Annotated in this window: 32 protein-coding genes; 1 reads left to right on the top strand and 31 read right to left on the bottom strand. The window is 46.2% G+C overall.

The window, feature by feature from the left end:
- Positions 1-6: 6 nt before the first annotated feature.
- From ndk to mtrB, 8 genes are all read right to left on the bottom strand, one after another.
- Positions 7-450 carry a nucleoside-diphosphate kinase gene (gene ndk / locus NYE45_RS18585; protein ID WP_017687704.1) on the bottom strand — a complete coding sequence of 148 codons (444 nt, stop codon included), beginning with the start codon at positions 448-450 and terminating at the stop codon, positions 7-9.
- A 154-nt stretch (positions 451-604) separates the two neighbouring features.
- Entirely contained in the window at positions 605-1,579 is a 975-nt protein-coding gene (locus tag NYE45_RS18590; RefSeq protein ID WP_017687703.1) for a polyprenyl synthetase family protein, read from the bottom strand.
- A 343-nt stretch (positions 1,580-1,922) separates the two neighbouring features.
- Positions 1,923-2,543, bottom strand: a complete 621-nt coding sequence (locus tag NYE45_RS18595; protein ID WP_339782981.1) for a flavin prenyltransferase UbiX — start codon at positions 2,541-2,543, stop codon at positions 1,923-1,925.
- Positions 2,544-3,410 carry a UbiA-like polyprenyltransferase gene (locus NYE45_RS18600; protein WP_340013576.1) on the bottom strand — a complete coding sequence of 289 codons (867 nt, stop codon included), beginning with the start codon at positions 3,408-3,410 and terminating at the stop codon, positions 2,544-2,546. It abuts the gene before it with no gap.
- Positions 3,403-4,131 carry a demethylmenaquinone methyltransferase gene (locus NYE45_RS18605; protein ID WP_062835194.1) on the bottom strand — a complete coding sequence of 243 codons (729 nt, stop codon included), beginning with the start codon at positions 4,129-4,131 and terminating at the stop codon, positions 3,403-3,405. Before NYE45_RS18605 ends, NYE45_RS18600 begins: the two co-directional genes overlap by 8 nt.
- Before the next feature lie 15 nt (positions 4,132-4,146).
- Complete coding sequence (locus NYE45_RS18610) at positions 4,147-5,010, bottom strand: heptaprenyl diphosphate synthase component 1 (protein WP_062835195.1); 864 nt, start codon at positions 5,008-5,010, stop codon at positions 4,147-4,149.
- 101 nt (positions 5,011-5,111) lie between these two features.
- The gene (locus NYE45_RS18615; protein ID WP_169482451.1) at positions 5,112-5,663 is read right to left on the bottom strand and encodes a hypothetical protein; all 552 of its coding nucleotides are present in this window, start codon (positions 5,661-5,663) and stop codon (positions 5,112-5,114) included.
- Between the two features lie 121 nt (positions 5,664-5,784).
- Positions 5,785-6,006: a trp RNA-binding attenuation protein MtrB gene (gene mtrB, locus NYE45_RS18620; protein WP_017687697.1), complete on the bottom strand. Its 222-nt coding sequence runs from the start codon at positions 6,004-6,006 to the stop codon at positions 5,785-5,787.
- 147 nt (positions 6,007-6,153) lie between these two features.
- Between mtrB and NYE45_RS18625 the strand changes: the two genes are divergently transcribed.
- Positions 6,154-6,315, top strand: coding sequence for a hypothetical protein (locus NYE45_RS18625; protein ID WP_167350886.1), 162 nt, complete (start codon positions 6,154-6,156; stop codon positions 6,313-6,315).
- A gap of 66 nt (positions 6,316-6,381) precedes the next feature.
- Here NYE45_RS18625 and NYE45_RS18630 read toward each other — a convergent pair whose 3' ends face one another.
- The 23 genes from NYE45_RS18630 to NYE45_RS18740 form a co-directional block, all read right to left on the bottom strand.
- Positions 6,382-6,654, bottom strand: coding sequence for an HU family DNA-binding protein (locus NYE45_RS18630; RefSeq protein ID WP_024630670.1), 273 nt, complete (start codon positions 6,652-6,654; stop codon positions 6,382-6,384).
- A gap of 217 nt (positions 6,655-6,871) precedes the next feature.
- A complete protein-coding gene (locus NYE45_RS18635; RefSeq protein ID WP_062835197.1) occupies positions 6,872-7,858 on the bottom strand; it encodes an ABC transporter permease in 987 nt (328 codons plus the stop codon).
- The gene (locus NYE45_RS18640; protein ID WP_340013577.1) at positions 7,855-9,372 is read right to left on the bottom strand and encodes a sugar ABC transporter ATP-binding protein; all 1,518 of its coding nucleotides are present in this window, start codon (positions 9,370-9,372) and stop codon (positions 7,855-7,857) included. Before NYE45_RS18640 ends, NYE45_RS18635 begins: the two co-directional genes overlap by 4 nt.
- Before the next feature lie 114 nt (positions 9,373-9,486).
- Positions 9,487-10,584, bottom strand: a complete 1,098-nt coding sequence (locus tag NYE45_RS18645; RefSeq protein WP_340013578.1) for a sugar ABC transporter substrate-binding protein — start codon at positions 10,582-10,584, stop codon at positions 9,487-9,489.
- 219 nt (positions 10,585-10,803) lie between these two features.
- On the bottom strand, positions 10,804-12,282 hold the full coding sequence (gene spoIVA, locus NYE45_RS18650; RefSeq protein ID WP_036607700.1) for a stage IV sporulation protein A: 1,479 nt from the start codon (positions 12,280-12,282) through the stop codon (positions 10,804-10,806).
- A 454-nt stretch (positions 12,283-12,736) separates the two neighbouring features.
- On the bottom strand, positions 12,737-13,516 hold the full coding sequence (locus NYE45_RS18655; RefSeq protein WP_340013579.1) for a hypothetical protein: 780 nt from the start codon (positions 13,514-13,516) through the stop codon (positions 12,737-12,739).
- A gap of 46 nt (positions 13,517-13,562) precedes the next feature.
- Entirely contained in the window at positions 13,563-13,913 is a 351-nt protein-coding gene (locus NYE45_RS18660) for a 2Fe-2S iron-sulfur cluster-binding protein (RefSeq protein ID WP_340013580.1), read from the bottom strand.
- A 17-nt stretch (positions 13,914-13,930) separates the two neighbouring features.
- Positions 13,931-14,548 (bottom strand): hypothetical protein, encoded by a 618-nt coding sequence (locus NYE45_RS18665; protein WP_340013581.1) that lies wholly within the window; start codon positions 14,546-14,548, stop codon positions 13,931-13,933.
- An 83-nt stretch (positions 14,549-14,631) separates the two neighbouring features.
- The gene (locus NYE45_RS18670; RefSeq protein ID WP_017687688.1) at positions 14,632-14,811 is read right to left on the bottom strand and encodes a DUF2768 family protein; all 180 of its coding nucleotides are present in this window, start codon (positions 14,809-14,811) and stop codon (positions 14,632-14,634) included.
- Between the two features lie 173 nt (positions 14,812-14,984).
- Positions 14,985-15,260, bottom strand: a complete 276-nt coding sequence (locus NYE45_RS18675) for a stage VI sporulation protein F (protein WP_017687687.1) — start codon at positions 15,258-15,260, stop codon at positions 14,985-14,987.
- A gap of 103 nt (positions 15,261-15,363) precedes the next feature.
- A complete protein-coding gene (locus tag NYE45_RS18680; RefSeq protein WP_062835202.1) occupies positions 15,364-16,404 on the bottom strand; it encodes an NAD(P)H-dependent glycerol-3-phosphate dehydrogenase in 1,041 nt (346 codons plus the stop codon).
- Complete coding sequence (gene plsY / locus NYE45_RS18685) at positions 16,397-17,020, bottom strand: glycerol-3-phosphate 1-O-acyltransferase PlsY (protein ID WP_062835203.1); 624 nt, start codon at positions 17,018-17,020, stop codon at positions 16,397-16,399. Before plsY ends, NYE45_RS18680 begins: the two co-directional genes overlap by 8 nt.
- Before the next feature lie 11 nt (positions 17,021-17,031).
- Positions 17,032-18,354: a ribosome biogenesis GTPase Der gene (gene der, locus NYE45_RS18690; protein WP_062835204.1), complete on the bottom strand. Its 1,323-nt coding sequence runs from the start codon at positions 18,352-18,354 to the stop codon at positions 17,032-17,034.
- A 185-nt stretch (positions 18,355-18,539) separates the two neighbouring features.
- Positions 18,540-19,754: a 30S ribosomal protein S1 gene (rpsA, locus tag NYE45_RS18695; RefSeq protein ID WP_062835205.1), complete on the bottom strand. Its 1,215-nt coding sequence runs from the start codon at positions 19,752-19,754 to the stop codon at positions 18,540-18,542.
- Between the two features lie 141 nt (positions 19,755-19,895).
- On the bottom strand, positions 19,896-20,483 hold the full coding sequence (locus NYE45_RS18700) for a lysophospholipid acyltransferase family protein (protein ID WP_091018056.1): 588 nt from the start codon (positions 20,481-20,483) through the stop codon (positions 19,896-19,898).
- Positions 20,480-21,184 (bottom strand): (d)CMP kinase, encoded by a 705-nt coding sequence (gene cmk / locus NYE45_RS18705; RefSeq protein ID WP_062835207.1) that lies wholly within the window; start codon positions 21,182-21,184, stop codon positions 20,480-20,482. The genes NYE45_RS18700 and cmk overlap by 4 nt, the downstream gene beginning before the upstream one ends.
- Positions 21,185-21,287: 103 nt before the next feature.
- Positions 21,288-21,512, bottom strand: coding sequence for a hypothetical protein (locus NYE45_RS18710; RefSeq protein ID WP_340013582.1), 225 nt, complete (start codon positions 21,510-21,512; stop codon positions 21,288-21,290).
- A 63-nt stretch (positions 21,513-21,575) separates the two neighbouring features.
- Complete coding sequence (locus NYE45_RS18715) at positions 21,576-22,229, bottom strand: flagellar brake domain-containing protein (RefSeq protein ID WP_340017399.1); 654 nt, start codon at positions 22,227-22,229, stop codon at positions 21,576-21,578.
- 150 nt (positions 22,230-22,379) lie between these two features.
- Positions 22,380-23,726, bottom strand: a complete 1,347-nt coding sequence (ypeB, locus tag NYE45_RS18720; protein WP_340013583.1) for a germination protein YpeB — start codon at positions 23,724-23,726, stop codon at positions 22,380-22,382.
- A 121-nt stretch (positions 23,727-23,847) separates the two neighbouring features.
- Entirely contained in the window at positions 23,848-24,018 is a 171-nt protein-coding gene (locus NYE45_RS18725) for a hypothetical protein (RefSeq protein ID WP_167350887.1), read from the bottom strand.
- 115 nt (positions 24,019-24,133) lie between these two features.
- Complete coding sequence (gene prsW, locus NYE45_RS18730) at positions 24,134-24,829, bottom strand: glutamic-type intramembrane protease PrsW (RefSeq protein WP_062835211.1); 696 nt, start codon at positions 24,827-24,829, stop codon at positions 24,134-24,136.
- Between the two features lie 43 nt (positions 24,830-24,872).
- Positions 24,873-25,487 carry a genetic competence negative regulator gene (locus NYE45_RS18735; RefSeq protein WP_062835212.1) on the bottom strand — a complete coding sequence of 205 codons (615 nt, stop codon included), beginning with the start codon at positions 25,485-25,487 and terminating at the stop codon, positions 24,873-24,875.
- Between the two features lie 187 nt (positions 25,488-25,674).
- Entirely contained in the window at positions 25,675-26,028 is a 354-nt protein-coding gene (locus NYE45_RS18740) for a hypothetical protein (protein WP_340013584.1), read from the bottom strand.
- Positions 26,029-26,105: the final 77 nt, after the last annotated feature.

Consider the following 26,105-nt stretch of genomic DNA (forward strand, 5'->3'; position numbering starts at 1 on the left):
TAATAATTACAACCAGGCTGCGATGCTCTTGTCGTATACCACCAGTTCATCTGAAGCAAAGAAATTTGCTGCTTCACGGGAAGCACTTTCCGGTGAATCCGCCCCATGAATCAGATTATGTGGTGTGTGGCTGGCGAAGTCTCCGCGAATGGTACCCGGAGCTGCTTCCTTCACATTGGTTTTTCCGATGACGATGCGCGCAAGCGCCACAATATCGTCGCCTTCCCACACCATGGCAAATACAGGCCCCGATGTGATAAAACGAACCAGATCATCGAAAAACGGTTTGCCCTCATGTTCAGCATAATGGCGTTTTGCCTGATCCTCAGACATCTGCACCAATTTGCCTGCCACCAACTTAAATCCTTTGTCTTCCAGACGGCTAATAATTCGACCGATCAATCCACGCTGCACACCATCCGGCTTCACCATCAAAAATGTACGATCCATCAGCTCACTCCTCACTCACGGTTCAAAGTTAATCACTATGTAAACGCAATCCCTCTGATTGTAACATACATGTCCAAATCCTCCCAATGAGGAATCTCACAGTTCTGTTCATCTTAGGGTATGAGCAATCCGAGAGTCGAAGGTCATACAAAGTTTAATGCGTACGTTTAACCACAAAATGAGCGATATCACGCAGGTTTTTGGTCGTCTTGATGTTAGGTAGCTGATCGAGAGCATCGAGCGCTTTCTTCATATATCGGTCAGCAAGGGCTTCAGCTTTAGCAATTCCTTGACTTTGTCGAATCATTCCAATTGCATCCGATGCACTTGCCCGTCCTTCTTCATGCTGGACACGGGAAATTTCCTTAAGCAAGGGTTCCCGCAGATCGGATTCTTCCAAGGCATAAAGTACAGGAAGAGTTATATTTCCTTGCTTCATGTCACTGCCAGGTGGCTTGCCAAGTTGTTTCTCGGTACCTACCAGATCAAGTACATCATCTTGAATCTGGAAAGCCATCCCCACATTGTATCCGTATGTATACAGCAGGGAAGATACATGCTCAGGCGCACGTGTAGCCAATGCCCCTAACTGACAGCTAACCGCAATCAGAAGTGCTGTTTTGCGGCGAATCCGCAGCAGATAGTTACGAACACTTTGTCCCGTATTGAAAAAGTCGCGAATTTGCTCCATCTCACCAATGGACATCTGTACCATAGCTTTGGCAAGGATACGATGAATAGCTGGATCGGATAATCCGGCAGTCATTTCAAGTGCCTTACCATAGATATAGTCTCCAGTGTACATGGCAATCCGATTATCCCATTTTGACTTCACCGTAGGTTTGCCTCGGCGGGTCTCCGCATTATCAATAACATCATCATGAACGAGAGATGCGGAATGAATGAGTTCCAGCGGAACCGCAACCAACTTCAGACGTTCAATGTCGTATGTACCAAATTTCCCACCAAGTAACACAAAAACGGGCCGCAACCGTTTTCCTCCTGCTTTGAGCAAATGAAGTGACGTTTCACTCAGCAGCTTCTGTTCTCCTCGAACACTGCGATACAACTCTTTCTCGATGTAATCCATGTCCTTTTTTAACAACCCGAAAATATCCAATAGTTTCATTCGTTCACCCGTATCAGCGTATTGTCAGTCCATAAATTCATGCTTACCTTCCCCTCCAGCAAGTCGGGCCTGCAGTCATTACGAAAAACCCGGCTTACCGTTCTTGCTTGTGTTGTTCTATAAGGTAATCTAACGTGTTTTTCTTCTCCGAATGTCATAGCCAACACCCGAAAATTAAACTCTGCGACTTGTTCTGAAACAAAATACAGAAGTTGCCGGAGCATGGGTCAAGACTGTGGTTCATGAAGACTCACCATCAGTGCTCACCAATACCCCGGGATTCGGGGGACAAATAAACCGAGCAACACTTTGGCAAAAAACAGCCTTGTATCGAACTCAGTCGTTATCCCCGTTCATCCGGTTCTCCCCATCTTGTAAACAGTTGATGTGGGATGCGCAAGCTATCCAGCACTTTCCCCACCAAAAACAGAATCAACTCATCCATAGTCTGAGGTTTGTAATAAAAAGCAGGCATAGCCGGTATCATTCGTACACCAAGACGAGAAAGCTTCAGCATGTTCTCCAGATGGATTGCATGAAGAGGCGTCTCACGTGGTACGAGGATCAATGTTCTTCCCTCTTTCATCATAACATCGGCTGCGCGAGACATCAGATTATCCGACGATCCCTGCGCGATGGACGAAAGAGTTCCCATCGAACATGGCATGATAATCATGCCATCGGCCAGATAAGAACCACTTGCAATGGAGGCCCCTATATCACTCACAGGATGATAGATCAGAGAACCGGCACGGTTGCCGAATTTTTCTTCCAGCACCGCGTCCCGATTCGTCACATCCCAGTCCAATTCTTCTTTCAGTACACGCCACCCTGCATTGGATATGACCAGATGAACGTTATATTCCAAATCAAGCAGCGTTTCAATTAATCGAACGCCATATATGCTGCCACTCGCTCCGGTAATTCCGACAACCAGTCGTTTATTGTCCGGCTGCTGCACCATTTATTTCACCGCCAGATCAATCAGAGTGAACGTAAATACGATTAAACTAAGCAAACTGTTCATGGTAAAAAACGCCGTTTGAACACGGCTCATATCATTAGGCGATACAATATAGTGTTGGTAGAACAGAATTCCATACGTCACCAACATGCCTGCGCCATACCACCAGCTCAGATCTGTCATCAACAATAACGCAAGAAAACCAATTGCAGTAATCACATGGAAGAACTTAGCGATCTGCAAGGATTTAACCAGGCCAAAACGGGAAGGTATGGAGTGAAGACCCTCTCCCTGATCGAATTCCAGATCCTGACATGCATAGATAATATCAAAGCCCGCTGTCCAGAACACAATCGTAACGTACAGCACAATCGCTGTCCAATCCATCGTTCCTGTTACGGCTACCCAGCCACCAAGTGGTGCCAAACCAATCGTCATTCCAAGAACGATGTGGCATAACCATGTGAAACGTTTGGTGTACGAATACAGTACCAGCATAAACACAGCAATAGGCAACAGCTGCATGGATAATACATTAAGATTGGATGAGGCCCAGAATAACAATATAAAAGAGATAATGACGAATATAACAACTTCCCCATTTTTCAACAGTCCTGCAGGGATCGCTCTCATCGCGGTACGCGGATTTTTGCCATCAATCGCTTGGTCAATAATTCGGTTCAAACCGAAAGCCGCACTACGTGCGCCGACCATCGCAAGCAATACCCACATGATCTGCATCCAGCTTGGGAAAGTATCATTCACTACCATGGAGCCGAGAATGGCCCCCATAAATGCAAAGGGTAAAGCAAAAAGCGTGTGTTCAATCTTGATCATTTCTAAAAAAATGCGAATTTTCCTAAACATGCTGATTCTCCTTGGTTCCAATATGCAGTGCCGCGATACCCCCGGTCAGAGGGTAGGCCTGCACCTGTTGCAATCCAGTTTCTGCAAAAATGTCTGCCAGTTCCTTCCTTCCCGGAAAAATGGCCAGAGAGTCCGGCAGCCATTTGTACTGCTCAAAACTTTTAGCGAACACTTTGGCAAGATTCGGTAAAACCTTCTCAAAATAAAAATAATAAATGCCTTTGAACGGTTGCCATGTTGGCTTGGACAATTCCAGGCACACAACCATACCGCCCGGTTTTACTACACGTTTCATCTCAGACAACACCTGTCTGAGATCAGGTACATTGCGCAGCCCGAACCCGATCGTCACATAATCGAATGAATTGTCTTCAAAAGGAAGTGACATGGCATTTCCCTGTGTCAGGGTAATCTGCTTCTGACGCTGCACGGCATTAATCTTCGTTTGGCCAACTTCAAGCATGTTGCTGCTGAAATCAAGCCCATGCATGTGCCCCGTTTCACTTGCCTCTGCCATGGCGAGCGTCCAGTCACATGTGCCGCAGCACAAATCGAGACCGGTGTCGCCTTTGGACATGTTCATCTTTTTCATGGTGAATTTGCGCCAAGCCTTATGCCTGCGGAAACTTAGAATATCATTCATGACATCATATTTTCCGGCTATACTCTGAAAAACCGAATGGACATATTCTTCTTTCGGTTTGCTCTCTCCGCTCCCCATTCGTCTGTCTCCCCCTCAATCTTCCCTTACTGCCGCATGTGAAGGCTGCAAATATGTTAAGTACGGCTCAAGAATTGCATGTATCTCATGCAAGCCCATCCGCCCTTCCTCGTCTTGCAACAACAGTTGAATGCGGTGTGTACATTCGCGAAGCTTGTCCAGCAGAACCTCGCCAACCCTATGCTTCAGCACCATAGCGTTCCATACACGTGCATCTGGTTCAGACTGACGCAGCACACTGCGCTCATCGTCATTACCGTACTCGTATATGTGCCAGTATGCATAGCTGTGAAGAAATTGTTGTTCGTCATTCATCCGCTTCAGTTCTTCCACGATCGTTTCGCAGGAGCTGAATTCGGTCAACAGGCTGTTCCATAAGGACTCTTCCTTATCTTGAATCATGCCTGTAAATGAAAGAAACAGCTGCATCCTCAGCTGTACCGTTTCACGCAAGTATTCATCAGCCGAAACGAGAAGCTTCTTCATCCGTTCATACAGCGTCATCTTGCGTGCGTTCACTTCGGATACAGCAGCACTGAGTTTGCCAATCATTTCAATTTTGCCTGCATGGGCAAGCAATTGATAGAAACGGCTACTTAAATAATCTCCGGCGAGCACATTCAGCTGGCGTGAACGCATCTCCTGCTCTCTTCGCTCACCGGAAATGGTATCGATTCGATCATGCGTATCCATGGCCAACTGAACGAGCGAAGTTGCAAGAGCATATAGCTCTTGATGCACCTTTTCGTCTGTGCGGCCCACAAAAACCTGCAACAGACGTGCCCGGCTATCCGGAAATGATGGGATTTCCGTATGTTGTCGAATCATGTCGTAATCCGTATATTTCTTTGCTAGTTGGGGTACGCGATATGAATTCATTCTCAGCCTCCGAGCCTTAACATTGTTAAACCATTTCTGCACTACAATCTTATATATTATAGCATATGTTGATCGGGCACGCACTGAATCCTGCTATTCTATTACCCTTGACTTGTCATTTCGAATTGCTTCTTCCAGAGTTCGGTCTCCATCAAATGAAACCAGTCCTTCAATTCATCCGAAAAGGCCGCACTTTTCCAGTTCCGTAATGTTTCAATCGCATACAGGGGCCATTCTCCACGCCGAATATCAGCAGCAAGCAACAGATGTCGTTTATGCATCCATTCATCTTCTGCCATCACACGCAGCAGCACCTGATCCACATTGTCCAGACTCCGAAAGCCCAGATCCGCCACAGCTGCCATATTCTCATAGATTTCAGTGTAACTCGTAGCCGTGCCTTTAACCTTGAGGTCCAGTCTCAAAATGGACTGTTTCCATTCCACTCTTGCAATGGGTGTAGATAGTTGCATGGAGCTTAGCACGTCAACCAGATTGTCATCCGTTAGCTGGACTGGATGATGTGATGCAGAGACAGGTTGTACGTTTTCCCCGCCCCATGTACGCATATGTAAGGTTTGTATCGCAACAAGCAGAAAGACCGCCGCAACCGTTGCCAGCATTGAAGCAGTAACAATCATCCGCGGTTTCATATACGCCTCCCTGCCTTTACCTGTTAGTGTAGTCTGTCCGGTAAAGGCTCATACCTCATTGTACAATGAAAAAAAGCAGGCTATGCCTGCAATCTTCATCTGAGCGTATTCAACCTGTGCATTACTCCGATTCAATCTGTCCATGCTTGGTAATCAGCGTGGCTTTGCCCCGGATTTTAATAGCTGAAGTATGGGTGGTAAATTGGGCAAACATCACTTCACCCTTGTCCAATTTCTCGGTGTGGTGAAAACGTGTATCCTGACCTCGGGTTAATCCGATCACCTGGACACCATTTTCCTCTGCCTTAATTACAATATAATCATTGCCGGTTGGATGATCCATCACGCATGTCCCCTTCTTTCGTTCGATAGCGTTAATGATGATTAAGATTGTTTCATTTGTCAACCAGCGCCTTATACGAATGAACCGCAAGAATCGGCTATCGTCGGGTCATACTACAGTTGTACAGCCACAGAAAGGAGAATCTGCATGAGATACACCCCTGCTGCACTTACAGACGAGCATATTCATCAGTTAAAAGAAATTGAACAGCATCTGTCTGCAGCTGCTGGCGAAGAACTGATTCTCGTTGCTTATGCCGGGCAACCGGATGATCCTGAACACTCGGATAACCAGAAGAATCATCGTTAAAGGGCAAAAGAAAAGGCCGTGAACAAGTCACGGTCTTTTTGTCGACATATGGAATATGTAGAAATCTTATTTAATTCCGTCTTTGAGCGCTTTACCTGGTTTGAATGCAGGAATTTTGCTCGCAGGAATTTCGATTTCTTCACCTGTTTGCGGGTTGCGTCCTTTACGTGCAGAGCGCTCGCGAACTTCGAAGTTCCCAAAACCAACCAATTGTACTTTATCTCCGCTTTGAAGAGCCTCAGAGATTGCTTCGAATACGGCATCAACCGCTTTCGTTACATCTTTCTTGGACAATTCAGTCGCTTCGGATACGTGTGTAATCAAGTCTGATTTGTTCATTTGTTTTTCACCTCCTGTATCAATGTCCTGAATGTTATACTGTGTTTCCGTTTTATAGCGAAATATACGTTCATACGCAAAAAATCTACGTACATCTTGAGCGATGAACACAAATCTCCGCCTGCGGTCAACAGTCATTTTCGGCAGAATGTCGCCTGAAACCACAGGGATTTCAGACGCCGAACAAATTTCATACTAATACAGACAGCCCACAATTTCAAGTCCGGTTGCGGTTTAAGACGTAAAATGTAACCGCCAGGGCGAGCACGAGAACCCCACCTTTTACAATATCATGTGTGAAATACTGTACGTTCATCATCGTCAAACCGTTCACAAGTACACCAATTAGAACCGAACCGATGAAGGTTCCGATGACATTCGGTTTACCCGCGCCAAACACAGAGAAACCGACAAATACAGCGGCTACGGATTCCATTAACAACGGTGATCCCGCATCGATTTGACCAGACCCTACTTTGGAAGCATAGATGATACCACCGATTGCCGCAAACACTCCAGCGGCTACATAGGCGAGTGTACGCACCTTTTTCACCTTGATTCCGGACAGACGTGCCGCTTCTTCATTACCGCCCGTAATGTACATCTGGCGCCCGTATTTCGTATACGTCAAAAAGATATGCACACCGATGACCGCAATAAGCAGTAGAATGACAGAGATCGGCATACCCAGCCATTTACCCTGCCCTATAAGCAGGAATGTCGGGTCCATCTCTCCCGCAGCTTTGCTTCCATCAGGGAACTGCATGTGATTGTAAATGGTATATCCCTGCGCATACGTTTTGTGAATGCCCCCGATGATGTACATCGTGGCAAGGGTCGCCAGCAGATCCGGAATACGCAATTTTACGATCAGTAAAGCATTCAGTAAACCAATAACAGCCCCGATAATCAGTGGCACGATAATGACAATCGCTAGTGGCTGCTGATACCAAATCATTAACGAAGCAGTGACGACGGTGGTCAATGAGACGGTCGCCCCCACCGAGAGATCGAATCCATCAACAATGAGAGATAACGTAACACCAATCGCTACAAAGGTAACGATAGAGATCGAGCCCAAAATATCGGTCAAGTTACTGTACGTAAAGAAATAAGGCAATTTAATGCCGAAAAATGCGATAACACCTATGATGACAATAATCGCCCCGTAACGGAACGCAAAATCCAGTGATTTATCCTTCATGATTGCACCTCTTGTCCACCGCTTGCATAGTATAGCAGCTGTTCTTGGTTAGTCTCGCCCCGTTTGAACTCTTTAACGATAACACCTTCGCACATAACGGCAATACGGTCACCGATCCCCATGCCTTCATCCAGTTCACAGGTGAAATAGATTACGCCCTTACCCGCCAAGGCCAGTTCATTAATGATGCGGAAAATGTCACTTTTCGCCCCAATGTCCACTCCCTTGGTTGGCTCATCAAATATAAATACATCCGCATCCGCGTTAAGCCATTTGCCAATGGCCACCTTCTGCTGATTACCACCACTTAGATATTTCACTTCCTGTTTCACGGACGATGTCTTGATTCCGAGCTGTTTCACCAATGATTCGGCATTCTGACGCTCCCGCTTGCGGCTTACGAAACCTAACGTACTGAGGCGACTAAGCAAAGGCAGGCTTAAATTCCGTTCCACGTTCTCCTGGATCAGAATTCCCTGTTTGCGTCGCTCCTCCGGTACAGAAACGATCCCCAGAGCCGCCGCATCCGCAGGCTGAGACAGGCGGAGGTTACGGTTGTTAAGCCGGATCTCGCCTCCCTCCAGTCGATCTGCGCCAATCAACAAACGAGAGCTTTCTGTTTTTCCAGCGCCTACCAGACCCACGACAGCGAGGACTTCACCTCGGCGTACTGAGAGATCAACACCTTTGACCTTCACTCCACGACGTAGCCCACGCGCTTCCAATAGCAGCTCTCCCACAGGTGCTTCTGTCTTCGGAAACTCTTCTTCAAACGGCTTGCCCAACATCTGTGTGACCAGGTCGTTAATAGTCAGTCCTTTCGCTTCACCGGTAAATACATGTTGCCCATCTCTCATGACCGTAACGCGATCACAGTGACCCGTCACTTCAGCAAGGCGGTGGGTAATGAAAATACAAGCTACACCCCGCTCCTTCAGCAGATGAACAATGCGGAAAAATGCATCCGTTTCTTCCTGACTGAGCGGTGCAGTAGGTTCGTCAAAAATGATGACCTTGGCATCCTGAATCAAAATCCGCGCCAGCAATATCATCTGTTTCTCTGCAAGCGTCAGATCAGCCACTTTCTGGTGAACGGATATGTCTGCTCCTAATTGCTTCAGTGCTTCAACCGCACGCTGTTGCAGCTTCCGCGGACTCTTCCACCAGCCTCCAGCAGATGAAGCCAACTGATCCAACATAATGTTCTCCGCAGCCGTCAACTGTGGCACCAGTGCCGCATCCACTTCCTGATACACACAGTGAATCCCACTTGCCTTCGCGTCTCCCGGGGAACTCAAGTGAAGCGCTTGTCCACTCAACTGAATCGTACCCTGATCCAATTGATAGGCACCGGACAAAATCTTCATTAATGTGCTCTTACCGGCACCATTGGCACCCAACAGCGCATGAATCTCCCCGCCTTTTACAGAGAAATCCACATCCTTCAGTGCAGGAATGCCTGAAAACTGCTTGTGGATATGTTGCATTTGAAGCAGAATTGGTGCAGTACTCATGATGTTAACCTCCAATCGTTCCCTTCCGGGAGTATCCATTTTCTCATCCATATCTCACGTGTCTTTATTATGGTTGGAAAAAGCGCGCCTTGCGGCGCGCTTCCCTTACGCTGCTTATTTAGCAGTAATACCGTATTCGCTCATCCAATCCTTGATTCCTTGTGTACTGCCTCCCCAACCTTCCACGAACTCCGACAGCTCTGAAGTGGAGATTTGTTTATCCGGCAAGGCTTCACGTTGAACATAGACCGGGTTAAGCACTACTGCATCTTCCGTCTCATCCCCGTTCAGTTTCTGATAAGCATAACGAACTTGTACACGTCCGATGTCTGTAGGATCAACCGCAGCGGAAGCAACCCAAGGGTTTTTCGGGTCCTGAATCATTTGCAGATCCTCATCACTCATATCAATACCATACACTTTGATCTCGTCACGTCCGGCTTGTTGAATGGCACGTGCTGCACCTTTGGCGAACTCATCCCATGCAGCCCATACAGCTGTAATTTCACCTTTTGGATATTGCTTGAGAATAGCCTCCATTTTGGCTTGAGTATCCAGCGCCGGGTTCTGTGCAGAACCAAATGTCGCTATTTCCTTGATGTCCGGATTTGCTTTCAGGAATTCACCATATGCGATCTGACGGCGTTCCATCGGCGCGAAACCAGCTACCCATACTTTAACGATGTTGCCTTGTCCATTAATATCTTTTTTCATTTGCTCCAGCGTGAGCTCAGCCATCTTTTGGTCATCCTGCGACAGGACTGTTGCTCCTGGAACACTAATGGCTGCGTCGAACACAACCACTGGAATGTTCTGTTCTACTGCCTTCTTCACACCTGGCTCCAGCAGGGAATCCCCGTGATCCGTCAGAATGGCATCGAATTTCTGATTAATTGCGCTATCGAGCAAGGATACCATCTTCGCTTTATCATTATCGGCAACAAATGTAGTCAGTTCTCCACCGAATTTTTCGATTTCTTCTTTGACACCTTGTACATATTGCTGCGAGAAAGTACCTGTATTGAATTCCATAATAAGTGCGATACGTTTGCCGCTCAGAGGGCCTGTGACTGCTTCCGTTTTCGGTGTATCACCAGATGCACCCGAAGCCGGAGTTGCTGCCGGTTCTTTTTTGATTCCGCAAGCGGACAGCGCCAATGTAAATACTAATAGCACACTCAACCATACCCATTTTGTCTCTTTTCTTTTCATCTCTGTTTCCCCCTGTTCCACTCTCTGTGATCTCGATCACAATAGTTGAATATTAATATAACGGCTAATCCCTAGTATGTAAATGGGTTTTAGTAATTTAAAGCTAAAACTCGCTAAGTTTTTTTGAAAGTTACATTCTTCCTATCCATTTCATCCAAAATCAAGAAATCAAACTAAAAAAGACCGCGAGGGGATGCCCCCTTACGGTCTTTTGATGTCTTACAGAATGATGGCGATCAAGCCGCCTGAACCTTCGTTAATGATTCTTCCCAGCGTCTCTTGCAGTTTGTATCTTGCATTATCCGGCATCATGGCAATCTTGCCCTGAATCCCTTCTCGCACAATAGAGTGCAGAGAACGACCAAACATGTCTGAATCCCATACCTTGATCGGATCGTTCTCGAAGTCCTGCATCAGGTATCTCACCAGTTCCTCACTTTGTTTCTCCGTACCGATGATTGGAGCGAACTCCGATTCCACATCAACCCGGATCATGTGAATGGACGGTGCCGTTGCTTTCAGACGTACGCCAAATTTGGTGCCCTGACGAATGAGCTCAGGTTCATCCAGAGCCATCTCGGCAAGAGATGGAGCAGCAATGCCGTATCCGGTCGTTTTGACCATCTCCAGCGCTTCTGCAAAGCGGTCGTATTCTCTCTTCGCATGCGAGAATTCCTGCATCAATTGCAGCAGATGATCCTTACCGCGAATCTCGATGCCAACCACTTCCACGAGAATCTGATCATACAGCTCATCCGGTGCGTACAGGTCAATCTCGGCTACACCCTGCCCCATATTCATGCCACTCAGGCCTGCGCGATCAATAAATTCATATTCCATGAACTGAGCGACAACCCGATCCACATCACGAAGTCTGCGAATATCCTTAACGGTATCCCGTACGGAGTTTTCGTAGTTGCTACGCAGCCAGTGAGTCTCATTGAGTACCATAACCCAGCTCGGCAAGTTTACATTCACTTCATGCACAGGGAACTCATAGAGCACTTCACGAAGTACACCCGTCACATCATCTTCCGTCATGGTTGCTGCACTGAGTGTCATCACCGGAATGTCGTATTTGGCAGCAAGCTCACTACGCAATTGCAGGGCTTCTTCACTGCGAGGACGAGTGGAGTTGATGACCAGGACAAACGGTTTACCCACTTCTTTTAATTCCGCAATGACGCGTTCTTCGGATTCCACATAGGAACTACGGGCAATTTCGGCGATTGTGCCGTCTGTTGTTACCACAACACCCAGTGTAGAATGCTCCTGAATGACTTTGCGAGTACCAATCTCGGCGGCTTCCTGGAACGGAATTGGCTCCTCGAACCAAGGCGTGGAGATCATGCGTGGACCATTCTCATCCTCGTATCCCTTGGCTCCTTCCACCGCGTAGCCTACACAATCCACAAGGCGCACATTGACATCAAGTCCTTCTGCCACCTTGATCTGGACTGCGTTATTTGGTACGAATTTTGGTTCGGTAGTCATGATGGTTTTACCTGCTGCACTCTGTGGAAGTTCATCCACCGCTCGACCACGGTCAGCCTCGTTAGTGATGTTTGGCAACACAATGGTTTCCATGAATCGTTTAATAAATGTTGATTTTCCCGTCCGGACTGCGCCGACAACCCCGAGATAAATATCCCCTCCGGTCCGCTCAGCTATGTCCTTAAAAATGTCCACTTTCTCCAATGAAATCCCCTCCCTAAATTACTCCGAAGGAAAAATGCTAAAGAGCATCCGCTTCGTTTTTTCAATCAGAAGACTGAAATCCCTGCAACGGTAGAGCCGCCTTTGTGAGTGCCCGGAAGTCGTCCGCCGCCGAACGTTGCATTCTGATGAAACCGGCGAGAGCGGCGTTAACTCGTACATGCAATTGGACTAGTATCATCTTATGTATCCGTATGCGGCAATATGACGCGTATTTTTGTTTTTTTATCTTATGGTGATGACATTAGGAGAATCCCCCGATCTCGGACTGCGCGTCTTTATTTCAATCTACTTTATGTGATCCGCGAAGCTTTTATGACGGTTATTGCTCATACTGACAAAAGAAAAAAGAGATATCCCTTATTTGGAATATCTCTTTTTGAACCATTAGAGCCATGGTGGTTATACAGCTAAATCATTTGAATGGCAACCATGCTTATTTTATGGGCTGGGCAACCGGCGCATTATTTTTCCAAGCGTAGAAAACCGATTTTACAGGTACGAAGTAGGAGTGTTCCACCAGCAAATCCCGAACATCTTCAGTCTCTGCTGGAGACACGTCAGACTTTTCCACTGCCTGCATAATATCAAAAGCATAATCCACATAGACCTTGCCTTCGTCATCCATCATAAAAGGTAACGCCTGACCCGAATATACACTATTCAGCGTAATGGAAGGAGTACCTGCCTGAGCAGCCTGCTCCATATCCACAGCATATAACCCCGGATACAGTTCTTCCCCGCTTGGCAGCTTATTGTTATGTACGGACTTATATTGATTAACCATTCGTTGCACATCGTTTACTTTCTGTACGGTCAGAAGATCCATCACTTTAACGGTCGGATTCACTTCTTCGTCCTGAATAAGGAAGTAAGCGCTCCCACCACTTTCAAAAGCAGTACCCGGTATTTCATCCAGATACCCCAGTTGTTTCAACTTGGGCAAATCCACTCTGAACTTTTCATATTTTGGCGTAGTCATATCTGCATTGATGATTGGCAAAATCCCCTCATCTTGCTGGAATGTCTCTACCGCACTCTGGATACGACTCACACTTTCCCGATAGGCGATCTTGGGGTCCGAATTGCTCTGGGATGGATACATACAACCACTTGCTGTAAAAGCAAACAACAGGAATAACAGCAGACCGCCCATCTGATGCATATGACGCTGCCGTCCGCTTCCTTCAACACAACTTGGCTTGTTCCTAATCATCCGTATCCTCCTTGAATAACTCATTAGAGAATCAATTTCATAACGCTCAGAACCAGTCGTCTTCCTGTTGCTGACGTTCCAGTTGTTTCCGAATGGCTGCCTTCAGCGGGTCCTCAGGAACATGAACCGATAGAGATCCACACACCTTGGCCTGACAGGACAGTCGTGTACCTGCTTCCAACAGAGAACCCAGCTTACGCTTTTCTGCATCAGTTGGTGGATACAGTTCCGCCTGATGTTCTTCGTCCACGTTCACTTTGCACATCAGGCAAGCCGCTTTACCATCACAACGGGTCGTAATCTTGACTCCGGCACGTCGTGCTGCATGCAGAAGTGTTGCACCTGGTTTGAGCGCTATCGATTTGTTCATAGGTAAAAAAGTAACTTTATATTCCATTATTTTCCTCCCTCAACCTACTGGGACCATGCAAAGCCGACGAGCTCTTCCACTTCGGCTCTGAAGCGGCTTGTCCATACATTCTGCTGACTTAACAGTGTCATTATAGGTTGATGTGCATGTGGTTGCTCACGCATATGTTTAGCAATGGGTACATACCGATCTTCACGACCTCGCAGCAGATTAAACAACAACTCATGCGCAAGCGGCATCAGTCGCAGGGTATACGAACCCACTTGTGCTACTGGTGCATGCAGAGCAAGTACATGTTCAATCTCGATACGGTACCAGCTTTTGCGAGCCCAAATTTCGAAACCACCAACCAGTTCCAGCGCACATGCACCAACCTGATAGTGGCTAAGTAGAGAAGCATAAGGTCCTGTCTTATCCACTGTAGGCTCGTCAAGCATTTCCCCCGGAGCGAATCGGTGAAGTTCCTTAGCAGCAGCAACATCCGCATAGATATCAATATCTCTGGGAGCCTGTTGCAACTCCACCCCCTGAAGCAGCAACCCACAGCTTCCTCCAAGCAACCATGTCTGAGGCTGCGTGTTCCAGGCTTTGGCCGTTTCCAGCAAAGCCGCGTGTAATTCCGGATAACGCTCTGTCCGACCCTCCGTATCATGCGGCCCCATAGGCTCACACTCCCCTCATCCGTGTTCATTGTGTCAGTTCTTATGATGTGCTTATGCGGATGTTATCCTTCAGGCATAGGAAGTCAGGTCAGAGATGCGATTCCCCCGAAAAAGCCAATCAGCATAATCAAAAATGCAATCAAAGAAAGGATCCCCCGTACAATGCCTTTTGTTTTGGCACGAGCAAACGTAATCAGGAATACAGATAGTCCCATAATGAGGATGGCGACCAATGACAGCCACATCTTGTCCATTGCGCTCATAATCCAGCAGTCTCCCCTTCAGTCCGATATTCATCACTGACACTGTGACAATTGCAACCATTATAACACGAAATTCAGCTTAACTTTCCAAAAAAAAGACAAAAAAGCAAGCCGGCAAAAGCCGACTCGTCTTTTTGTCTTACTGGATCACCTACACAAGCAGGCGTGATCTATTATTTTTTCATCATCATTTTCATTAACGATTCCATACTGCTCGGATTCAATCCGCTTTTCTTGACCGCACTCACAATATCCTTAACCGTATCCTCAGATACCGGAACTTTCGCCATGGCGGATACTTGTTTGATCAATTGGCGCAACTGAGCTTCATTCTGAATCGTCGTTGGTTTCACCGTGCTTGCCAATTTCTTGACGGCACCTTCTGTTATCGTTTTACCCGTTTTCTTGTTGATTGCATTCAGCGCATCTTTGGAAATGTTGTTACCCATTCGTCTCCCCTCCTCCGGCAATACTCATGTGTATAGTATGAGTCCGCGACAGAAAAGGTGAATAAGCTTCTTATTTCACAAGGTGCGTTTAGGATGAGTACAATCAGGAATGCCATTGCTCCCAGGTTTCAAGCTTCATGACTTCCATTTCAGTCTTCGGGTCACGTCCCATCAGGGCTTCAACCGCATCACGCGGCTGTCTCTCCTGGAATAAAACGTGATACAACTGATCCGCAATCGGCATTTGCACTCCGTATTTTTGCGAGATGAAATAGGCAGCTTGCGTGGTTCGAATGCCTTCCACCACCATGCCCATGGACTTCAGGACATCATCCAGCTTCTGTCCTTGACCTAACATGGAGCCTGCTCTCCAGTTCCGGCTGTGCTGACTTGTAGCCGTTACAACCAGATCTCCGATTCCGGCAAGTCCCGAAAACGTTAACGGATTTGCGCCCATCTCTACACCAATACGTGTGATCTCTGCCAAACCGCGAGTTAACAACGCTGCTTTGGCATTATCACCGAATTGAAGACCATCGGACATGCCTGCACCAAGAGCAATAATGTTTTTGAATGCGCCTGCCAGTTCAACACCAAGCATGTCCCGATTCGTGTACACACGGAAATAGGCATTCATAAACAAAGCTTGGGCCGCCTCGGCAGAGGCCTTATCCAGTGAGGCCACAACAACTGTCGTTGGGCAGCGCTTCACCACTTCTTCCGCATGGCTTGGGCCAGAAAGTACAACAACACGTCCTTCTTCACATTCCAGCTCTTCTGAAATGACTGTGGACATGCGTTTCAGGCTTTCTGTCTCAAAACCTTTGGTTGCATGAATGATTAACATCTCAGGCTTATAATACGCCTTAAGCTGATTCGTAACTGCACGCATGGCTGAAGAAGGCGCAACAATTAACACAGCTATAGCGCCTTCCACTGCAGCTTCCATATCATTGGTTGCCTGAATCCGAGGAGAAAGCTCCGCATCCGGAAGATAGCGAGTATTGGTGTGCTTGCTATTGATTTCCGTAGCCTGATCTTCACCACGTGTCCACATCATCACGTCCAAGTTATTGGCGGCGAGTACACTGGCCAGAGCCGTTCCCCAGCTCCCAGCGACCAGAACAGCAACTTTTTTAGACAACTCGTTTACCCCCTCCAGGGTTTTTCGATCCCAATTTATTTTCCTGTCCTTTGGCGAGCTTCGCAATATTGGTACGATGTCTCCAGAACGCAAACAGACAAATAATCAGACTCCCCCAGAAGATATTCATTGAATATCCGGGTAATACCAAAATAAAGATGGGTGTAAATGCTACAAAAATTAGAGACCCCAATGAAACATATCGTGTCAATACAATAGACAGAATGGCGATCACCCCAGCACATAACGCAGGCAGGAAAGCAAGACTTACGAGAACACCAATGGCTGTCGCAATTCCTTTTCCTCCACGAAAATGGAAGTAAAGAGGCCAGTTATGTCCTGCAATGGCTGCTATACCACTGAGTGCAGGAATCCAGGCAGAACCGTCGCCCAGCCAGATTCCAATCCATACAGCTGCAACACCCTTAAGTACATCAAGCAGCAGAACAGCAATTGCCGGTCCTTTACCCAAAATACGCAACGTATTGGTAGCTCCTGCGTTTCCGCTTCCGTGCTGACGAATATCGATCCCCCGTATCGCTTTTGCAAGGAGGACACTAAAGCTGATTGAACCGAGCAGATAACTCAGTACAATCGCTGCGATTTGTAGAATCACACACTTCTCCCCTAACTTTCGTCGGACTTCTTCCGAGTAAATATTCGAATTGGTGTTCCTTCGAAATCAAACGCTGCACGGATTTTATTCTCCAAATAGCGCTCATATGAGAAGTGCATCAATTCCGGATCGTTCACAAAAACAACCATGGTCGGCGGCTTAACAGCAACCTGAGTCACATAGTTAATTCTCATTCTCCGTCCTTTGTCCGTTGGCGGAGGGTTAATAGCCACTGCATCCGATACCACATCATTAAGTAGATGCGTTTGTACACGTAACGAGTGTTGCTCCGCTACATGTTTTACAACTGGCAACAGTTTTTGTAAGCGTTGTTTTGTGAGGGCTGACAAAAATACGACCGGAGCATAAGTCATAAACAGGAAGTGATCCCGAATTTTTTTCTCAAACTCTTTCATCGTCTTGTCATGCTTCTCTACCACGTCCCATTTGTTTACGACAAACAAAGACGCTTTACCAGCTTCGAATGCATAACCTGCAATATGCTTGTCCTGTTCAATAATGCCTTCTTCACCATTAATGACAATCAGCACAACATCAGCACGCTCAATCGCACGCATGGCACGCATTACACTGTATTTCTCCGTTGTTTCATATACTTTACCGCGCTTACGCATACCTGCTGTATCAATCAGCACGTAACGTTGGCCGTCTTTTTCAAAAGGTGTATCAATCGCATCCCGAGTCGTTCCAGCCACGTCACTTACAATGACACGCTCTTCACCCAGAATCGCGTTCACCAGTGAAGATTTACCCACGTTCGGTCGTCCGATCAGAGCTACACGAATGACATCCTCATCGTAAGTCTCTTCCTCAAGTTCAGGCAACTTCTCCACAATTGCATCAAGCAAATCACCTACACCTGTACCGTGACTTCCGGATACGCCGATGGGATCACCGAAGCCGAATCCATAAAACTCATAAATGAGCTCACTTCGTCCGATATTATCCACTTTGTTAACGGCTACAACAATAGGCTTGCCTGAGCGGTATAACATCTCTGCGACCTCTTCATCCGATTGCGTAATACCTGCTTTTGCATCACACATGAATACAATAACATCCGCTTCTTCAATAGCGAGCTCTGCTTGCATCCGGATTGATTTTAAGATGACATCCTCACCATCAATTTCGATACCACCTGTATCAATAATACTGAATGGTTTACCGTTCCATTCGCCGATTCCGTAGATCCGGTCACGGGTAATGCCCGGCTTGTCTTCCACAATGGCCAGTCTGTCGCCGATGATCCGATTGAAAATGGTGGATTTACCCACGTTCGGTCGTCCGACAATTGCCACAACGGGTCTTGCCATACATTCCACTCCTCCTGTCCATACTTACGATACTCATCATAGCAAAAAAGATATGTCTTGGCTAACGTTTCATGCCAAAATACTCGCAATAAAAACAATCGGCGAACCCGCCTGGGGCTCGCCGATCTTGCTTTTATTATTCAGCAAAATATGCAGTATATAACTAAGAACCATGCATTGTTAACTTATTTGAATTTGCTGAGTTTGTCACCAAACAGTTCGCCGAGCGTAGTGCTCATACCTTGATTGTTCAAGGAAACGTTTGGATTGTTGATTTCTTCACGTGGAGCGTTGTTTCTTGCAGGTCTTTCTGATTTTTGTGGTTGAGCTGGAGCTTCTTCTGTTTCTTTGATGCTCAAGCTTACACGTTGCTCAGAAGGGTTCATGTCCAAGATTTTAACTTGAACTTCCTGTCCTTCTTTCAGCACTTCATGAGGAGTGCCGATGTGTTTGTGGGAGATTTGCGAAATATGCACAAGTCCCTCAACACCAGGAGCGATTTCAACAAATGCACCGAAGTCTACCAGACGTTTTACAACACCTGTTACGATATCGCTGGAATTGAATTTTTCGCTAGCTGTTTCCCAAGGACCTGGTTGAACAGCTTTCATGCTCAGGCTGATTTTGCCTTTTTCAGGGTCAACTTTCAGCACTTTCACACTAACTTTATCGCCTTCAGACAGAACGTCGGATGGTTTTTCAACGTGTGTCCAAGCCAGCTCGGATACGTGAACCAAACCGTCAACTCCGCCCACATCAACAAATGCGCCGAATTGAGTCAAACGTTGTACTGTACCTTCGATGACTTGACCTTCTTGCAAACCAGCCATAACAGTAGCTTTGTTTGCTTCGAATTCTTGCTCCAGTACGTCTTTTTGGGAAAGGATCACTTTGTTGTTCTCACGGTCGATCTCTTTCACTTTAACACGCAGTGTGCGTCCTTTGTAGTCGCTGAAGTCTTCAACGAAATGGCGTTCAACCATGGAAGCCGGGATAAATCCACGCACGCCCACGTCTGCTACCAGACCGCCTTTAACAACGTCACCTACAACAACTTCGAATACGTCTTGGTCTTCAAAATGCTTTTGCAATTGATCCCATGCGTTTTCGCTGTCGATTGCACGTTTGGACAGAACGAGTTTTTCTTTCTCGTCGTCGATGCTAAGAACTTTAGCTTCAACTTCTTGTCCAACTTCTACTGCATCAGACGCGCTGTCAACATGCAATGAAGACAGTTCACGAATTGGAATGACACCGTCATATTTATATCCAATGCTCACATAGGCTTGGTTATCTTCCAATTTGACGATGGTTCCTTTTACGGTATCTCCTTTTTTCAAGGAAACGAATTGATCCAACTCATCTTGGGTTGCTTCTTGATTTTTCATTTCTTCCGACATGTCAAATACCCTCCTCAATTCAAAAACCCCATTATATTCAAACCTGCCTGTAGCAGAGTTCAAAACACTTTCATCACTGAGTACTACCACTTAGTCTCCCTCAAAAATATGGAAACATGCACTCAGCTACTGACGAAGCCATTACTTGCTTGGCACGCCCGTTTGCACCATTTCGTTAATCTTGGACATAATCTTCTCAGTCGCTTTCTCCAGAGCTTCTCCGGATGGGTCTTCCTTGAACTCGTCCAAACTTACCGGTGCTCCGTATACAACTTTCATCTTACGAAAAACCTTGTAGTTACCGATAATAGCAGTAGGAATAACTGTAGCGCCACTGCGGAGAGCAAAACTCGCTGCCCCTTTTTTGCCGATACCTCCATCATTGTGACGGCTTCCCGAGGGGAAGATTCCGAGCACTTGACCATCACGCAAAATATTGAGTGAGGTTTTGATGGATTCCTTGCTGACACCTCCACGTTTAACGGGGAAAGCGCCCACGGCTTTAATAATTCGGCCGAGTACCGGAATTTCAAACAACTCGCTTTTGGCCATGAAGCGCACCTGACGGCGAATTTTGATACCAACAGTTGGAGGATCGAAGTTACTAATATGATTGGAACATAAAAGTACGCCGCCTTCTTTCGGAATATTCTCCCGTCCAACGGCCTCCAAGCGGAAAAGAATGGTGTAAATGATCCGCAGTAATGTGCTGCAAAATGTGTAAATCATAGACCGATCTCTCCTCTGACCATTGTGCAATAAGATACGATTTTGTCAACCACTTCATGGATGTTCATCTTAGTTGTATCAAGAACGATAGCATCCTCAGCACAACGAAGCGGGGAAATTTCCCGACTCTCATCCAATTTGTCGCGGGTGGCAATGTCTCGCTCCAGTTGTTGCAACGTCAGTCCTTCAGAGGGGTCCAGTTCTTTGAAGCGGCGAAGCGCACGCTCTTCCACACTGGCAGTCATGAAGATTTTCACTTCCGCATCGGGCAGTACTGTCGTTCCGATATCGCGTCCATCCATGACGACGCCCTTGCGCAAAGCCATTTGCCGCTGAGTATCCACTAATTGCGTACGCAGCCCCTCGATTTGCGCATATCGGGACACGATTCCCGTCACTTCACGGGAGCGGATTTCCGAGGTTACTTCTTCCCCATTACAGAACACTTTCTGTCCGTCGGGATCCGGTTGTAAATCAATGACCAGCTTTTGGGCTTCCTGAAGTACCTGTGTCACATCTTCCGGTGTAATACCTTTCCGAAGCATATGCAAGGTTACCGCACGGTACATTGCGCCTGTGTCGACGTAGACATACGCGAGCGCCTCTGCAACCAATCGGGCCACCGTGCTTTTCCCGGCACCGGCAGGTCCGTCAATTGCAACGTTCATTTTCCCGTTCTCTGATGTGTTCTGGCTTGCCAACGGGGCATTCCTCCTCAAACGATAAACCTCAATAAAAAAACAGGCATTGCCTGCATCGTGAAAATTATACCACACTCTACACATGGATGCAAAAACAGACAAATCAACGACGTTTGTGATCAATCATCGTTTGCACTTGAATTGGCGTTCCTTCCAGGCGATCAATCGTGGTCATATTCTTTTTGAAGCCAGGTACTAACAACAGCAATTGATACACCACAAGCAGGATTAGAAGGGATGTGATCAGAATCATAACCCTCCGTTCCATTCGCCTGGAGAATACATAGTAGAGTCGTTCATATCTGCGGGTTGCATGACGATGATTCATGACATATCCTCCGTTTTTTTCATTACGGTACCCGCAGTTTACTCTTTTTATGCCACAACATTCCTATTTCGTACGGTAGTCCAATTGACGTTCAAAACAGAACTTGATGATCTTCTGGCGTTCCGAATCTGAAATCTGTACAAATTTTAGCATGCACAGCAATCTGCCGGTTTCAAGTTTTTTGATCCGCACGACTTCGGCTTCAAAATTGACATGTTCAATTGTTGAATTACGATATGGAACAAGCAACCAGCATTTCAGCTTTTGACCTTCAGCTATTGCAAATCCTGCTTCGCCATAGATAGACAACCCACCGCCACCGATATCTTCAGTCAATCCTACGGCACGGGTCAGATCTTCACTCTGGATGGCCATTTCAAGGTTTGCGTGAACACGAAGAAAGCTGCGACGTTGTATCTTGGATATATCGCTTGGAAGCGGCTTTCGGATACGAACAAGACGGACCACATCCTCTTCAAATCCGGTGACATAGGTATTAAAATAATGCCGGACTCCATCCTCCGTAATATATGAAATGGACAATTCCTCGCCAAAAAAGAGCCTTTTCAGACGGCTGCTTCCCTGTTGCATCGGGACCTCAATCAGAAAACTACTGTCATCCATATCTGCAATGCGTGATTTGTACTCTTTGTTTTCCTCTTTTTCATCTGCCGAAGCGATCTGGATGTATAAAATTTCATTTATTTTAGGAAACAATTGGTTCACCGCCACTTTATGTATTTATCTTCGTATGTACAAGGACTATTATACCATGACCTTTCTCACATTGAACAAGAAAAAAAACAGACCACATCGTGGTCTGCCGTCGTTGTTTATGCGATTGAACATTCAAAGATCTCCAGCTGTTTATGAGGTTGCGTTGACCGGTTTGATCTCCTCAACAGCTTCTTCGATACCTGTATTCGCATTAATGTATATCCGGTAACGAGAACCGTTTATTTTCCCTCCGAACTCATAACACAGCACCTCTTTGCTGTAATCATTTTCAATCAGGGATTTGCGAACATAATTTTCTTCGAACTCCGAATTAAGCTTTTGCCGCGCCTGTTGCTCCGTTAGAGTTGCTTTTGGAACTTTGCGCTTGTCATTATGTTCGTAGACAAAATCACTTGCCTGGAAGCCGGTTACTTCGCCAGTATCCAACCCAACGCGAACTGACATTTTCTCAGGATAAATCAAGGTGTCCCCTTGCTTGCGCACATAAGTAAGGTTACCCAAATTACCGTATTCATCGTAGTTTACAGCCTTCATATCCTTATAGCCTTTATTCATTAGGAATTGATCTGCTTTAGCCATGGCATTCTGACGTGATACCTTTTTGGTTCCAATCGGACGTGTATCACTGTAAGAGATCAGCATTCCGCCATTACGGGTGAAATCCATCATCAGTTTGCCATTCTTGGCATGATCAATCGTAGCCGTGTAGGACTCCCAGTCCGTTCCTTTGCCGTTCTCCTGAACTTGAATTTTGCTACTATCCGCATCAGAAAATTTCGCAGCCTTGCTCTGAATCTGATCTTTGGTCACCGGCAAGCCGTCCAATTTCTTAACTGTACGTTTTGCATAAATATTGGATACTGAAGGACCCCAATCAAGCTCAGGGTACTCCTGTACCTTTTTGTTAACGGTACGGAATCCATCAACTATTGTGTTGTCCATCGTTTGCTCTTGCGTTGCCATGGCGGTCTCCGCATCCATCCAGCGTAAACGGTCCGTGAGGACTTTCTGCTGTACATCCTGCAGATTCTTGGTAATCTCGGATGAATTCTGATATAGCTTTTTCAGGTTGCCCATTTCCTTCTCACTTAGTGGTTCGTTCGTCAAGTCACGCATCGACGCTCGATAAGCAAAGTTGGAAATACGGGAGAGAAACTCCTCTGTCTCGTTAAAGGGCAGCATGGTCAGTGGCAGTTGGTTGATCTCATTCTGTGCTTCACTGGTGAGTCGCCATACATTCATCAAACCTTTGCGATGCATCCCCTGTGATGTGGAGTGAACCGCCAAGGTGTTACCAATCTCCGAATGCAATTTGTCCATATGAAAAGATAAATCGTGAAAGGCACGCTGATATTGATTCTCTGCCTTGATCAGTATTGCATTCTTCTCCTGATTCTCCTGATAGCCCCATACGAGCGCACCGACCAGCAGGACCGCAAATATCGGAAACATAACTGAACTTAATCGTTTATACATCGGTAGAGTCTCCTTTCTTCTAAACCACTACCTCTATTGTGGATCGAAGAAAGATCTCTTATGCATGCGATTTCCAGTCCTTACACAAGCAGGCTGCTAAAGTACCGTTTGGGTACTACTTTTAATTCAACTGAACTCCGGTTGCCATGCCTTCCTCTTCGATTTCGAATTGGTCCCTGTTATCACAGAGGCACTGCTTGAATCCTGTCTCAATCCGGCCACGTTCTTTCTTGCCTCGTAATGTAAAACGTTCACCGCATTGCTTACATCTGATTTTAATTTTGATTCTCATCACAACATCCCCGTTTCTGTTGGTCATTTCCCGGGAGTTTTATCGCAAAAAAATAAAAACACACCAGGGCCGCAGGCGCAATATGCGCTTTATGTCCACCAGTGTGTCCGTATTTTTATAATTTAACCTCTTCCTCCCGCTTCACAAAACGAAAAGGAGAACGGTTATTAGCGCGTGTGATTTTACCCATTGCCCCATACCACAGGCCCGCCATTAGTGGCGCTATAAACCACAACCAATGATTTACCATGGTGTTCATGATGACATCGTACAATGCATGCCAGAAAAAAGGTAACACGAGAGAAAGAACCAGATACCACCGCTTTTTCTTGCCACCGATAAACTTGGCCTTGCCCATGTAGTACCCCATGATTACCGCAAACATTGCATGCCCTGAAACAGGGAGCAGTGCCCGGAGGAACATGGCTGAGACGGATGCATTCCCCGCAAAGGCATACAACACATTCTCAACTGTGGCAAATCCAAGTGAAACAGCAACTGCATATAAGATCCCATCATACGGCTCATCAAATTCGGTGTGATTATAGATGATATGATAAAGCACGAACCATTTGACGAATTCTTCCACACCACCTGAGATCAGAATAGCCTCAAGATAAGGATTATCCCCGAGCCACATCATCATGCCACGCTGAATAATCATCACAGGCAGTACCATCAGAATCCCCATGAGGAAAACCCGCAACACCATATGAAGTGGCTCATAATCATAACGGTCTTTCAGGTAAAAGTATGTTAACAAGGCGAGACCCGGGGCAACTGCTGCCGCTAAGACCGAAAACAAAAGCACCGAAATTCCCTCCTCTGACTAAAGACGCGATTACAACTAGAGATTAATCCTGGCGTTTGAAGTGGGTGCAGATAACATCAATCGCTTGTTCAGAAATAATAACCTTACCATACTCTTCCATAACTGCTGGAGTAACTGAAGAGCCTTCACCAAATTCAGCAAGCAAGGCGATCAATGCCGCATGTTTGGTGGAATCCACCTCATCTGGTTCCAAATGCAAGAACCACTTGTCTTTATAAGAATAAAGTCTCCCAGCATCCGTAACATGCTGACGCAACATATGTGCAGCTTCAATGAGCACTTCAAAGTCCTTGAACGCATAAACGATGGAATCGCTTTGCTCGAGTGTAACTTCCATTTCATATACTTCTTCAGGAAGATCATCTTCATGACCTGAACCATATTGTTGCGGATCATATTTTCCACGTGTGACAATGACAACCATCCCTTGAGCGGGAAGTGCGAATACTTCGACAGCAAGTGGACCAGTGGCATCAAATCCAAGTTCGGAATAGGCCTGATCCATCATTTCAGTGAACAGTTCATGAACCTTAGGTATTTCCTGCCACATATCTTCTTTTTGTATTCCGCGCTCGCTCAGATCGTCAAAGGTCAGGAAAATCCGTATCTTATCGTGACTTAGTCGTTCTATTTTCATACAGGATCTCCCCTTTATAAGCAAGTCTTATAACAGATTATGAAGCACAAAACAATATGTGCTGAAAATAAATCTATGTAGTTATGTTATCATTTTATACCTCTAAATGCACGAAGTAAAATCGACAAAAAAAGAATCATTCCACAGCAAATCAATACTGTGGATGATTCTAATTGGAGGTTTTGGTTTATAAACCCGGTACTGTTGTGTTTGTTTGAGTTAAAATTTGCTCAACTTCATGCTTCACATCCGGATTAGTGCGAATAAAATCCTTGAGCATGCTCATATTCGCTTCTTTTTCCTGCGGAGTAATTGTGCTTACGCTTTTTGCTGCTGGGTTTTTGTGTGATTCGCCATGTTGATTTTGCTTGCTGGTGAACCCATCCATACCCGGGAAAGTCATCTCCATCATCTTATGTTTTGCCTGATCCATCATGTTTCGTGATGAACCCGAAGACAACATGGACATTTTGCCTTTGGACAGCCACGAACTGGCTGCAACGCCAATTACAATGCCCCAAAAAAAGGATGACGCCTTCATTACACCAACCTCCTTTAAGTGTTAAAATCACATGTAGTGTTTGCGGGAGCGAGCGATCTCATTCCGTATAAATACAG

Origin of the sequence: Paenibacillus sp. FSL K6-1318 (genome assembly GCF_037976905.1) — a bacterium.
GTDB classification, from domain to species: domain Bacteria; phylum Bacillota; class Bacilli; order Paenibacillales; family Paenibacillaceae; genus Paenibacillus; species Paenibacillus amylolyticus_A.